Annotated in this window: 13 protein-coding genes; 4 read left to right on the forward strand and 9 right to left on the reverse strand. The window is 61.2% G+C overall.

Annotated features, from left to right (window positions below; genetic code table 11):
• Positions 1-63: 63 nt before the first annotated feature.
• From Q1A85_RS08480 to Q1A85_RS08490, 3 genes are all read left to right on the forward strand, one after another.
• Positions 64-1071, forward strand: a complete 1008-nt coding sequence (locus tag Q1A85_RS08480) for an ABC transporter permease (protein WP_299687279.1) — start codon at positions 64-66, stop codon at positions 1069-1071.
• Entirely contained in the window at positions 1064-2059 is a 996-nt protein-coding gene (locus Q1A85_RS08485; protein ID WP_299687280.1) for an ABC transporter permease, read from the forward strand. Before Q1A85_RS08480 ends, Q1A85_RS08485 begins: the two co-directional genes overlap by 8 nt.
• Before the next feature lie 74 nt (positions 2060-2133).
• Complete coding sequence (locus Q1A85_RS08490; protein ID WP_299687281.1) at positions 2134-2583, forward strand: GFA family protein; 450 nt, start codon at positions 2134-2136, stop codon at positions 2581-2583.
• Between the two features lie 12 nt (positions 2584-2595).
• On the opposite strand, the gene Q1A85_RS08495 is transcribed toward Q1A85_RS08490, so the two are convergent.
• On the reverse strand, positions 2596-3879 hold the full coding sequence (locus tag Q1A85_RS08495) for a DUF3422 domain-containing protein (protein ID WP_299687282.1): 1284 nt from the start codon (positions 3877-3879) through the stop codon (positions 2596-2598).
• 273 nt (positions 3880-4152) lie between these two features.
• On the opposite strand from Q1A85_RS08495, the gene Q1A85_RS08500 reads away from it, so the two are divergent.
• Entirely contained in the window at positions 4153-4686 is a 534-nt protein-coding gene (locus Q1A85_RS08500; protein ID WP_299687283.1) for a hypothetical protein, read from the forward strand.
• Between the two features lie 45 nt (positions 4687-4731).
• On the opposite strand, the gene Q1A85_RS08505 is transcribed toward Q1A85_RS08500, so the two are convergent.
• From Q1A85_RS08505 to Q1A85_RS08540, 8 genes are all read right to left on the reverse strand, one after another.
• Positions 4732-6168 carry an NAD(P)(+) transhydrogenase (Re/Si-specific) subunit beta gene (locus Q1A85_RS08505; protein ID WP_299687284.1) on the reverse strand — a complete coding sequence of 479 codons (1437 nt, stop codon included), beginning with the start codon at positions 6166-6168 and terminating at the stop codon, positions 4732-4734.
• 15 nt (positions 6169-6183) lie between these two features.
• Positions 6184-7758 (reverse strand): Re/Si-specific NAD(P)(+) transhydrogenase subunit alpha, encoded by a 1575-nt coding sequence (locus tag Q1A85_RS08510; RefSeq protein ID WP_299687285.1) that lies wholly within the window; start codon positions 7756-7758, stop codon positions 6184-6186.
• 133 nt (positions 7759-7891) lie between these two features.
• A complete protein-coding gene (locus tag Q1A85_RS08515) occupies positions 7892-8344 on the reverse strand; it encodes an isoprenylcysteine carboxylmethyltransferase family protein (protein ID WP_299687286.1) in 453 nt (150 codons plus the stop codon).
• Between the two features lie 115 nt (positions 8345-8459).
• Positions 8460-9242, reverse strand: coding sequence for a gamma-glutamyl-gamma-aminobutyrate hydrolase family protein (locus Q1A85_RS08520; protein ID WP_299687287.1), 783 nt, complete (start codon positions 9240-9242; stop codon positions 8460-8462).
• 163 nt (positions 9243-9405) lie between these two features.
• Positions 9406-9861, reverse strand: a complete 456-nt coding sequence (locus Q1A85_RS08525) for a hypothetical protein (RefSeq protein WP_299687288.1) — start codon at positions 9859-9861, stop codon at positions 9406-9408.
• Entirely contained in the window at positions 9858-10196 is a 339-nt protein-coding gene (locus tag Q1A85_RS08530) for a hypothetical protein (protein WP_299687289.1), read from the reverse strand. The genes Q1A85_RS08525 and Q1A85_RS08530 overlap by 4 nt, the downstream gene beginning before the upstream one ends.
• A 157-nt stretch (positions 10197-10353) precedes the next feature.
• Positions 10354-10779 (reverse strand): heme-binding protein, encoded by a 426-nt coding sequence (locus tag Q1A85_RS08535; protein WP_299687290.1) that lies wholly within the window; start codon positions 10777-10779, stop codon positions 10354-10356.
• Between the two features lie 99 nt (positions 10780-10878).
• Positions 10879-13029 (reverse strand): malate synthase G, encoded by a 2151-nt coding sequence (locus Q1A85_RS08540; RefSeq protein WP_299687291.1) that lies wholly within the window; start codon positions 13027-13029, stop codon positions 10879-10881.
• Positions 13030-13108 lie beyond the last annotated feature (79 nt).

A 13108-nucleotide genomic window follows, 5' to 3' on the forward strand; every position in this document is an offset into this window, starting at 1 on the left:
GGTGGGCGTTTTGCGCCCACCCTATTCCAACGACAAAAAGACCCCGACAAGAGGCTTTGCGTTATGCTGACCTTCACGATCCGCAGATTGTTCCTGTCGATCCCGACGCTGATGTTCATCAGCCTCGTCATCTTCATGCTGCTGCAACTTGCACCCGGCGATCCGATGGCGCAGGTGCCCCTGACTGTCCCGCCAGAGGTCAAGGAGAAGATGCGCGAGGCGCTTGGCCTTGGGCAGCCGCCCCTGATCCAGTATTGGAAGTGGATGGTCCAGTTCTTCTGGATCGAACCGCAGGTGCTGATTGACCATTGGTTCGGCACATCGTTTTCCGCCGATGCACAGCGCGTGATCTCGTGGCAGACCCGCAGCCCGGTGATGGACATCGTGGTCCAGCGCATTCCGCAGACCCTGTGGGTTGTCGGCCTGAGTTATATCGTCGGCATCGCCATCGCGCTGCCCATCGGCATCTATTCGGCCTACAAGCAATATTCCGTCTTCGACCAGTCCGGCACGTTCATCACGATGATCGGCTTTTCGATCCCGCCCTTTTTCACCGGTCCGCTTCTGATCGTGATCTTTTCGGTTCAACTGGGCTGGTTCCCTTCGATCTATGACACCACGCACGTGGTCACGGATTGGGCCAGCTTCAAAGTGCAGTTCAACCAGATGATCATGCCGGTGATGGTGCTGGCGCTGCAAACAACGGCGCAGATCAGCCGCTACATGCGGTCATCCATGCTCGACAATCTTGGGCAGGACTATGTGCGCACCGCCCGCGCCAAGGGTCTGCGCGAGGGCGTCGTGGTCATGGTCCACGTCCTGCGCAATTCGATGATCCCGGTCATCACCGTGATTGCCTTGGGCATCCCGTCGATCTTTGGCGGCGCGATCATCACCGAAAATGTGTTCAAGGTGAACGGGATCGGGCAGTTGCTCATCACTGCGCTCTTCGCGAATGACATCCCGATGGTGATGACGCTGACGTTCATTTTTGCGATCCTGATCGTGCTTTTTAACCTGATTGCCGACGTGCTTTACGGCGTGCTCGACCCGAGGATCCGCTATGACTGATCAACCGATCCCTGCCGGACCCGATATGGAAATCGACGCCCTTGCCGCCTTGCAGGACAAGGAGCCGCCACAGGCCCCGCGCAGCCAGTGGAAGGACGTCTGGGACCAGTTCAAACGGCACAAGGGCGCGTTGTTTGGTGGCGGCTTCCTGATTTTTATCACACTTGCCGTGCTGCTGGGTCCGTTCCTGTGGCAGGTGGATGCGACCAAGATCGACATCCGCAACAAGAACATGCGGCCCATCTACGTCGCACTTTGGGACAGCGCGGCGAATGTGGGATGGAACAAGCCGCTGGGCTCGGATCAGCTGGGGCGCGATATCCTCGCACAGCTGATTTCGGGCGGCCGCGCTTCGATGGCCGTGGGATGGGCCGCGATGGTGCTGGCGCTGGTGATCGGCACATCCGTGGGTGTGCTGGCGGGCTATTTCCGCAAGCTGGACTTCTGGCTGATGCGGTTCACCGATCTGGTGCTGTCGCTGCCGATCCTGCCCATCCTGCTGGTGGCCGTGACCCTGTTCCGGCAACCGCTGAACAACACGTTTGGGCCTGAGGGCGGCATGTTCGTTCTGATCGTGAGCGTCGTGGGCCTGACCTCGTGGATGCAGACCGCGCGCATTGTGCGCGGCGATATCCTCGCGCTGAAGGAACGCGAGTTCATCCTCGCCGCCCGCAGCATCGGCACCACACCGGCCAAGATCATCCGACGGCACCTGCTGCCCAACGTGATCTCACCCATCATGGTGTCGGCCACGCTGGGTCTTGCCACAGCGATCATCACCGAAAGCGCACTGAGTTTCCTCGGCGTCGGCTTTCCGTCGGACTTTCCGACATGGGGTAAATTGCTGGCCGATGCCGTGCAACGGATGGAGCAATACCCCGAACGTGTGGTGCTGCCCGGTATCCTGATCTCGCTGACCGTGCTGGGGGTGAATTACCTTGGCGACGGGCTGCGCGACGCGCTCGACCCCCGCATCCGCGGGCGCTGACAGTTACAGCGCGTGGTGCAGGCGGGGGCTTTCGCCTGCACCAACCTCCCCCCCCACCCCCGAAAGGAATCCCAATGAAACTGCCCCTGACAGGCACATGCCTGTGCGGGGCGGTACAGGTGACTGTATCCGCTCTGCCCCTTATGACCATGGCGTGCCATTGCCGCGATTGCCAAAAGCTGAGCGCCGGTGCGTACACGCTGACCACAATGGTGCCCCGCGACAGCTTTTCCTGCACCGGAGACCTTGTCCGTGGTGGCCTGCATTCGGACGGACGGGCGCATTACAATTGCGCCTCATGCCTGACCATCGTGTATTCGCAGGTTGGCATCGCCCCGCAACGGGTCAATGTGCGTACCTCTGTGCTGGATGACGGCGCCGCGTTGGTGCCGTTCATCGAGGTGATGACCGAAGATAAGATGCCGTGGGTCAACGTGCCTGCGATGCACAGCTTTGCCCGTGCGCCCGCATCGCTGGACGCGCTGCACGCGCTGATGGACGACTATGCCGCTTGGCTGTCCTGACCGTTCTGCCCGCTACTTTTCCACGCTTTTGCGCAAGCGGCGCACAAGGCTCCAGACAAGGAACACCACCGGCAGGGTGACAAAAGCCGTCAGCATATTTTTTGACAGGCCCGTCGGTTCTTCGAGCGGGTAGAGCAGATAGGACGCAAGCGACACGGCATAGTAGCTGATCGCAACCACGGACAAGCCCTCGACCGTGCGCTGCAAGCGCAGTTGCAGGTCCGACCGTTTGTCCATGCTTTCCAGAAGCGCTTGGTTCTGGGCGGAGCGTTCCACGTCCACACGGGTTCGGAGCAAATTGGCCGCGCGCACACCCCGGCTCGACATCGCATCGAGACGTTCCTGCGCTGAGCGGACGGTACGCATTGCGGGCTGATAGCGGCGCACCATGAATTCGAGAAACGTCTGGCGTCCCGCGTGCCGTTCCTCGCGCAGCGCAGAGATGCGTTCGTTCACAATCGCCTCGTAGGCCCAAGTCGCGCCAAAGCGGAACGACGACTGGGCCGACAATGTCTCAAGCTCGGCCGAGATCGCCAAAAGCGCCTGCAACGTCTCTTCGGCCTTGGACCCTTCTTTCGACATTTCTTCCACCAGCGTCGTCAGGCGCGTGTCAAGCGTGCCAAGCTGCGCGCCCATACTGCGCACCCGGGCAAACCCCAGCATCGACATGGTCTTGTATGTCTCGATCTCGCACAGACGCTGAACGATGCGCCCCACGCGCCGTTTGCCCGTCTCCGCCCCCGCGAACACGGCAAACCGCATGTGGCCATTGGTGTCGATGCGAAAATCACCGGCCACCACGGCAGAGCCGTCCAGCACCTCACTGACCGCGAGGCTTTCTGGGACGAACCAATCCGCCAGCCGTTTCTCTATCTCCTTGGAAGGCGGCATGTCCTCGACCCGCAGCAGAATGGACGTGACCCGTTGGCCGGGTGCGGTCTCAAGCCAGTCCTGCGGAAACGGGTCAAAGGCCGCCGCTTCAAACGGGCGGTCCGCCACACCTTCGGTAAAGATCGTGTAGGTCACGAATTCGGTGTGCTGTTCCCATTTCAGCCAGTGCCTGCCGATCTGCCCGTAGTAATGCGTGGCACCCGGTTGCGGATGCGGCACACCGTGGCGGTCCAGAAGATCGTGCAAATGCGCGAGATCCTTGGTGCGGTCCCGGTTCGCCGCCATCTCAGGCTGCTTGAACGCGACATATATCGCCGCCGAGGGTGCCCGCATCGACGGAAACGGGCGGGCGTGCAACTCATTGGCCAGACGGTAGCGCAATGGGTGGTCTTCAATCGGGGCCATGTTTTGGGTCCTGCCTGCTGGTGCTATGCGATATAGCGCGCAATCCCCGCCATGCCAAAATATTTCTATATGTTTTTCAACATGTTAACAGAGTGCAATGGTATACACCGCCCGATCCGCCAAAATCCGGCGGAAATTGCGTCGGCCAGATTCCGCGCAGGCCGTATCCTGCGGGCAATGCCGCGTTGTTTGGTGGTCCGCGCCACGCCTATGCTTGTGCCACTTTTTCAGACGCGGCCCTTGGGGCCGATTATTTTCATAAAGGAGTTATTGATGTCACATAATTGTGGCTATGCCGTCGCGCTCAAAACTACGGCGGCCGGTGGCGGGGTCTTTAGCCTGACCCACGTTGATGGTGGCACCAGTTCCGCACCCCAGCGCGGACTTCAACCACGCGGATCCAGCAGCGGTGTGGGGTCACTGACCATCTACAACCCCAGCAGCAGTACAACGCCGCGCATGTATCCGGTCGAGGTCAAGTTCGACAGCAACGGGATCGCCTTGATCGACTTCATGTACGATCATGCAGTCATCCCGCATACAGTTGCAGGACCCGGCGGTATTCTGGCGACCAACTTCCGATACCGGACCAAGATCGGGTCGTCGATCGTGAATGGGAACGGGCAGTTGCTGCATTTTTCCAACATCGGCCACACCAGTCGCATGGGCCGCCACATGGCCACACCGTCCGTGCCCCTGCCCCGCGTCCAGAATGCAATTGATGCGATGGTTGCCCGTGCGCGCCAGTTGGCGGCGGTGGCCAATTCGATGTCGCGCCCCTGCCTTGCCGGTATCGTCATCGTGTAGGCCGTGTCCGACGGCACCGCGAGAGGCGCCGTCGGCATTGGTCGTTTAGTCGATCATCGGCAGCAGTTTGTCGATGGACGCCTTGGCGTCGCCGTAGAACATGCGCGTGTTCTCTTTAAAGAACAGCGGGTTCTCGATGCCGGAATACCCGGTGCCCTGTCCGCGTTTGGATACGAACACCTGCTTGGACTTCCAGCATTCCAGCACCGGCATTCCGGCGATGGGGCTGTTTGGATCGTCCTGTGCCGCCGGGTTCACGATGTCGTTCGAGCCGATAACAATGGCCACATCCGTATCCGGAAAGTCATCGTTGATCTCGTCCATCTCCAGCACGATGTCATAGGGCACTTTGGCCTCAGCCAGGAGCACGTTCATGTGACCGGGCAGACGTCCTGCCACCGGATGGATGGCAAAGCGCACGGTCTTGCCTGCGGCACGCAGCTTGCGCGTCAGTTCGGCCACGCCCTGCTGGGCCTGCGCCACCGCCATGCCGTAGCCGGGGATGATGACAATGCTGTCGGCCTCGTTCAGGGCGCTGGCAACGCCGTCCGCCTCAATCGCGACCTGTTCGCCTTCGACGGCCATCTGTTCGCCCGTCGCGCCCCCAAAGCCGCCAAGGATTACGGACACAAAGGACCGGTTCATCGCCTTGCACATGATGTAGGACAGGATCGCACCGGAAGAGCCCACAAGCGCACCCACCACGATCAGCAGGTCATTGCCAAGGCTAAAGCCAATGGCCGCCGCAGCCCAACCAGAATAGGAGTTGAGCATGGAGACCACCACGGGCATGTCCGCCCCGCCAATCCCCATGATCAGGTGCCAGCCGATGAACAGCGCCAGCGCGGTCAGCAGAACCAGCGGCAGCAGCCCACCCATGTTAAAGTAGATGATCGCAAGGATAAGCGAGCCACCGGCAGCAGCCGCATTCAGCATGTGCCCACCGGTCAGTTGCGTGGCCGCACTGTCGACCTTGCCCGACAGTTTGCCCCACGCCACGTACGATCCCGTGAATGTCACCGCACCGATCCAGATGCCCAGCACCAGTTCGATTTGCAGAATGGTGAATTCCACCGGTTCCTTTTTGGCCAGCAGGCCCGCGAACCCTTCGACGGTCGCCTTGCGCGTCGCCTCGTCCATGGCCAGCACAGAGGTCATTTCGATATGCGCGTTAAAGCCGATGATGACAGCCGCGAGGCCCACAAGGGCGTGCATCCCGGCAACAAGCTCGGGCATCTGGGTCATCTCGACCTTGGTGGCCAGTTGGTAGCCCACGACGCCGCCACCGGCGATCAGGATCAGCGACAAGAGCCACAGCCCCTGTCCCGGCCCGATCAGCGTGGCGACCACGGCAATGGCCATGCCGACAATGCCGTACCAGACGGCGCGTTTGGCACTTTCCTGACCCGACAGACCGCCAAGCGACAGGATGAAAAGAACAGCCGCAACAACGTAGGCGGCAGTGGTAAATCCGAATTCCATGAGTTCTGCCCTACCTTACGATTTCTGGAACATGGCGAGCATTCGCCGCGTCACGAGGAAGCCGCCGAATATGTTGATCGCTGCCATAAAGACGGCGAATATCGACAGGAAGGTGATGACCCCCGAGTTTGACCCAATCTGGATCAGCGCACCGAGGATCACGATCGACGAGATCGCGTTGGTCACGGCCATAAGTGGTGTGTGCAGGCTGTGCGCCACGTTCCAGATCACTTGGAAGCCGATGAACACGCTGAGCACAAACACAATGAAGTGCTGCATGAAGCTGGCAGGCGTATAGAGACCGGCAAGCAGGATCAGACCGCCGCCAATGGCCAGCAAGGTCACCTGCTGTTTGGTCTGGGCCTTGAACTCCGCAACCTCTTGGGCGCGCTTTTCCGCGGCTGTCAGTTCTTTGGCCGGCTCCTTTTTCGGAGCCGCAGCAATGGCGGCCACCTTGGGCGGCGGCGGCGGGAACGTGACGGCCTTTTCGTGGGTGATGGTCGCGCCACGGATCACGTCGTCTTCCATGTCGTGGTTGATGATGCCGTCTTTTTCCGGCGTCAGGTCCGTCATCAGGTGGCGAATATTGGTCGCATAGAGGCTGGACGCCTGCGTCGCCATCCGGCTGGGGAAGTCGGTGTAGCCGATGATGGTCACGCCATTGTCGGTCACGATCTTTTCGTCGGCCACGGTCAGCTTGCAGTTGCCGCCCTTTTCCGCCGCAAGGTCCACAATGACCGATCCGGGTTTCATCGAGGCCACCATGTCCTCGGTCCACAGTTCCGGCGCTTCGCGGTTGGGGATCAGGGCGGTGGTGATGACGATGTCGACTTCGGGGGCCAGTTCGCGGAACTTGGCCAATTGCGCCTCGCGGAACTCAGGCGAAGACACGGAGGCATATCCGCCCGATGACGAGCCGTCCTGCTGTTCCTCCTCGAAATCGAGATAGACGAACTCAGCGCCCATCGATTCGACCTGTTCGGCCACTTCGGGCCGCACGTCAAAGGCGTAGGTAATCGCACCCAACGATGTCGATGTGCCAATCGCGGCAAGGCCCGCAACGCCCGCGCCCACCACCAGAACCTTGGCCGGGGGCACCTTGCCCGCCGCCGTGATCTGACCGGTGAAGAAACGGCCAAAGTTGTTGCCCGCCTCGATCACCGCGCGGTAGCCCGCGATGTTTGCCATTGATGACAGGGCGTCCATCTTTTGCGCACGGGAAATCCGCGGGATCATCTCCATCGCGATGACCGTGGCGCCCTTTTTGGAGGCGGCCTGCATCTTGGCCTCATCCGCGACGGGGCTAAAGAACGAGATCAGCGTCTGACCATCCCGCAGCCGCTTCATCTCGGCGTCGTCGGGCACGCGCACCTTGGCGACCACATCAGCGGCCTTCCACAAGGCTGCCGCTGTTTTGACCACCTCGACGCCTGCGGCCTTGTAATCGGCGTCCGCAAAGCCGGCATCCAATCCGGCCCCCGTTTCGATCACACAGTCATGGCCCAGCTTTTGCAGTGCGGTCGCACTGTCCGGTGTCATCGCAACGCGGCGTTCACCGGCAAATGTCTCTTTTGGCGTACCGATTTTCATACGGCAGTTCCCCCGTCCTTCTTGGCAGTGGCAGAGTGCGCAACGTGATGCACATGGCGCGCCTGTCCACTACTCGCAACGCGCGGTCAGCGCAAGAACCGCCCCAACGTCAGGGCGAAACAATCGCAAAGGATTAAATCCAGCGGCGCACTTTCCTTTCGTAGCGTGCGAACTCTGCCCGAAACAGGCGGCGCATCCGGTCCTCCTCCGCGATGATAAAGTGCCGCTCAATCCACCAGACAAAGATCGGGATCAGCGGCAATGACAGGATCGCGTCAAATCGCAGGATCAACCCGGAAAGGATCAGCGCGTCAGCAAGGTAGATCGGATTGCGCGTTACACCAAAGACGCCACGCGTAATCAGTTTTGTCGGTTCCTGATGCGGAATGATCGTGGTGCGTGCGCGCCGGAATTCCCAAGCGGCCAAGGCGATCAGGACAACCCCGCCACCGATCAGCAGGCCCGCGATGGCCTGTGTGACCGCATGGTCCAACGACAGCCCAAGCGTCAAATAACGGCTTTGAAGCCACGCCAGCACAATGGCCAGCACCAACCAGACAGGCGGAATGTCGAACATCGGTTTCATGGCGCGAGCCTCGGGCGATGGACGACGCATGACAACTGCAAATCCGCATTGAGCCACGACAAAACTGTCGCGCGGCAGCATGACGCGGTGCAAAAGGAGGCAGGTTTGAGCGGTGTCAGGATACGTTGCGCAGCACAGGCGTGGCGCGCGCTCCGTCCACCCAAGCGCGACAGGCCGCGCCAAACGCTTCGAACAGCGGGCGCGAGACAGGGTCGCATTTGGCGTTCCATTCCGGGTGCCATTGTACGGACAGGGTAAAACCGGGCGCGCCGTCGATATACATGGCCTCCGGCGTGCCGTCGGGCGCATGGCCATCCACCACCACACGCGGTCCCGGTTCCTTGATCCCCTGCCCGTGCAGCGTATTGGTCGGCACAGACGGGCGTCCCATCAGATCGTGAAACACTCCGCCTTCGCGAAAGGTTACGTCATGGCGCAGGGCAAATTTCTCTTCCAGCGTACCGTCCGGGGGCATCCGGTGGTTGTCGCGGCCCGGCAAATCCCGGATTTCCGGGTAGAGAGAGCCGCCCATGGCCACGTTGACCTCCTGAAACCCCCGGCAAATGCCAAGGATCGGCTGGCCCCGCTCCACACAGGCGCGGATCAAAGGCAGTGTCAGCCGGTCGCGATTGCGGTCAAACTGCCCGTGCGCCTCGGTCGGTTCTTCGCCGTACTCTTCCGGATGGACATTCGCCCGCCCCCCGGTAAAAACAAATCCCGCACAATGTTCCAGCAGGTCGGACACACGGATAAAACTCGGATCCGCCGGGATAAGCATCGGCACCCCATCAGCCACTTCCGCCACCGCAGAGATGTTGATCATCCCCGCTGCCTGCACCTCGTATTCGTCGTTGATCACGTGATGGTTGGAAATGATGCCAATAATCGGACGGGCCATGCTGTTCCTCTGTGCGCTGCGTTCCAGACGATATATCGTCCGGCCCGCAGGCTGAACAGCCCAAGGCGCGCGCAATCCTATGTGCGTGGGTGAAGAGACAGGGGGTTTGCCCAAATCGCGGGCAGGCAGACCGGGCGACGACGCGCCGCCCGGCCCCATGGTCTCAGGCTGCGGGCCCGTCCGCGACGGCCTGCAAATGCGCGTCCGGGTTTTCCAGCCGCGTGACGACCTGCGGGCAGCGGTGGCAGGCCTCTGCGCCCGCCTGCGCATACCACCGGCACGTGCGGCGGATGGCGCAGGCCGGCAAGACGTCTGTCACAGGGTCCAACCCCTCAACGATCCGCCCGACAAGGCGACACGCGCCTTGCCGGAAATGCTGGCACCGCCCCGTTTCGCATTTGCCCGCAAAGCGCATGACAAGCGTGGGCGGCACCGGCCCGGTTGCGCTGACGACGTCGTCCGTTGCGGGCACATGACCCGCGGCATAGGCCAAACGCGGGCCACCAGCGTCCTGCTGGATCACGCCCAACACCTGCGCGTCCTGAAAATCAGGCTGCGCTGACGGGCATTTCAGATCGTCCTCATCCGTGGGCCGCGCGGTGTGCGCAGCATCGGTCATGGCCCAAACTGTTCAAACAGAATGTCAGGGCCTATCTTGCCGCCCATGGTGATGATGTTGTCGACCAGTTCGACCTGAAGCTCCACGCCGCGGAAACTGTCGGCCAGCCGGGCGTGGATGCCGCTCGCGGTCTTGACCAAATCCGCCGCCTGAACGCCGTCCAGCGATTTGCAAAAGATGCGACCGCCCATGATGCCGCCATCCAGAAACAGGCCAATCTCGACCTTTTCGGCGTTCCAGTTGCCCGCCCGTTCATGCAGGATTTTCATCGCAGCCTCGGTGGCGACCGAAGCCACCTTCTCCGTGGCAATGCTCTCGGCACGTTGATACTTCATTGAAAAATCTCCTTCGTTAAAAAACTGCCGGACCGGTAATAATCCGGCGGGTATCGAGGCCTGAAAATAGGTGGCCTCGATACCCTCATAGCACGAAATCGATCCAAAATCAGCCCGCAGGCGGCGACATGCGCTGTTCGCCGCCCATGGCAAGGGATCAGCCGTCGGCTGTCAGGCCCACCGCCTCGATCCCCGCAAGCGCCGCCAGCAGGTCGTTGTCGGACGTGTCACCGGTCACTCCGACGGCACCGATCACAGCGCCTTTTTTGTCGCGCACCAGCACGCCACCCGGAACCGGCACGACCTGTCCACCGAAGACGCCGTTCACAGCTGTCATGAAATAAGCCTGCGCCTCGGCCCGCGCCATCTGCGCCGTGCCCGCCATTCCCAGCATGACCGCACCATAGGCCTTGCCATGGGCAATCGCGAACCGGCCCGGCGCAGCACCATCCTCACGCTCAAAGGCCTGCACGTGGCCGCCGCCATCCAGCATCACAACCGACAGCGGTTTCAGTTCCAGCGCACGACCCTTTTCCAGTGTTTTGCGAATGATCGTGCGCGCCCGGCGCAATGAAATCGACATATTGTCTCCATGTGGAACGCCAGCCCGTCCCCGTCTCTGTCCAAAAAAATCCCGGGGAGCGCGAGGGGCTGGCCCCTCGTTCCCGTTGGCGTCACCCGCTCAGGCGGCCGCCTTGTACGCGAGACGGCGCGCATGAAGCACCGGCTCGGTATAGCCGGACGGCTGCACCCGCCCCTTGAGCACCAGATCACAGGCCGCCTGAAAGGCCATGCCGTCAAAGCCCGGCGCCATGGGCACATAGCTCGGATCATCCGCGTTCTGACGGTCGACAACTGCCGCCATTTTCTTGAGCGCGGCCAGCGCCTGCTCTTCGGAGATCACGCCATGATGCAGCCAGTTGGCCAAGCCCTGTGCGCTGATCCGGCAGGTGGCGCGGTCTTCCATCAGGCCCACATCGTTGATGTCAGGCACCTTGGAACAGCCCACGCCGGCATCGACCCAGCGCACGACGTAGCCAAGGATACCTTGCGCGTTGTTTTCCAGTTCGCGCGTGATTTCCTCGTCCGAGAAATTGCGACCAAGAGCCGACGGGATGGTCAGCAGATCCTCCAATGTGCCCCGCGCGCCACCGGCTTTGATCTCGTCCTGACGGGCCAGCACATCGACGCTGTGATAATGCGTGGCGTGCAGCGTCGCCGCCGTTGGTGACGGGACCCATGCACACGTGGCACCAGATTGCGGGTGGCCAATCTTGGTCTCCAGCATTTCGGCCATACGGTCGGGCATGGCCCACATACCCTTGCCAATCTGCGCGCGGCCCTTGAGCCCGCAGGCAAGGCCGATGTCCACGTTGCGGTCCTCATAGGCGCTGATCCACGCCGCGCCCTTCATTTCCCCTTTGGGGATCATCGGACCCGCTTCCATGGAGGTGTGGATTTCATCGCCCGTACGGTCAAGGAAACCGGTATTGATGAAAGCCACGCGAGATTTGGCCGCGCGGATACACTCTTTGAGGTTGGCGGAGGTGCGCCGCTCTTCGTCCATGATGCCCAGTTTGACGGTGTTGGCAGGCAGGCCCAGGACTTTTTCAACGCGGGTGAAAATCTCGTCAGCAAAGGCAACCTCTTCGGGCCCGTGCATTTTGGGTTTCACCACGTAGACCGATCCCTTGACTGAATTGCGCACGCCTTCGGCTTTTTGCAGATCGTGCATTGCAATCAGCGTGGTCACCATTGCGTCCATCAGCCCTTCGCCGATCTCAGCCCCGTCGCGGTCAAGGATCGCGGGGTTCGTCATCAGGTGGCCCACATTGCGGATCAGCATGAGGCTGCGGCCCTTGAGCGTGACCGCCGCGCCGTCGGGCGCAGTGAACACACGGTCGCCATGCATCCGCCGATGTACCGTTTTGCCGCCCTTTTCAAAGCTCTCCTCAAGATCGCCGCGCATCAGCCCCAACCAATTGGAATAGGCCAGCACCTTGTCTTCGGCATCGACTGCGGCGACGCTGTCCTCGCAATCCATGATCGTGGACAGGGCCGATTCAATGATCACGTCCGCGATGCCAGCCGGATCCGTTTCACCGATGGGGTGGGTCTTGTCGAGGCGTATAATAATGTGCAGACCGTTGTTCTTCAGGCAGATTTCGTCCCCGTCGTCAGAGCGTCCGACCAATTGTTCCGGCGCCGCCAGCCGCGTCTCAAGCGCCGCCGTGGTGGCAGTCAAATCGGACCCGCTCACGCCTATCGCCGTCACATCAGCCCAAGACGCACCCGCCAGAGGCACGGCCTCGTCCAGAAACGCTTTGGCACGCGCAATGACCCGTGCGCCGCGTTCCGCGTCATAGCCCTTGCCGGAGGGCAAATCGCCCAAGGCATCGGTCCCATAGAGCGCATCATAAAGGCTGCCCCAGCGTGCGTTTGCCGCGTTCAGCGCAAAGCGTGCGTTCATGATCGGCACAACCAGTTGCGGGCCGGGGGTGGCGGCAATCTCGGGGTCCACGTTTTCGGTCTCAATCTCGAAACCGGGGCCTTCGGGCACCAGATAGCCGATGTCGGTCAGGAATGCGCGGTAGGCTTCGGCGTCAAACCCTCCGGCCCGGTGTTCCACGTGCCAAGCGTCGATTTTGCCCTGAATTTCAGTGCGTTTCTGCAAAAGTGCCCGGTTCTTAGGTGCCAGATCATGCACCATTGCCGAGAACCCAGCCCAAAAATCCGCAGACCCCATGCCTGTTCCGGGCAATGCCTTGTCCTCAATGAATTGGGCCAGCGTGTCCGCAACTCTGAGATCTGCGCGGTCAAGATAGTTGGTCATGGCATGGGCCTCCGGCGTTCTGAAACTGTGTCAGGGCCGGTTTAGAGAATAAGTTTCCTATCGTAAACAAGATTGGTTT

The sequence above is a fragment of the uncultured Tateyamaria sp. genome, from assembly GCF_947503385.1.
In the GTDB taxonomy this organism is placed as follows: Bacteria; Pseudomonadota; Alphaproteobacteria; order Rhodobacterales; family Rhodobacteraceae; genus Tateyamaria.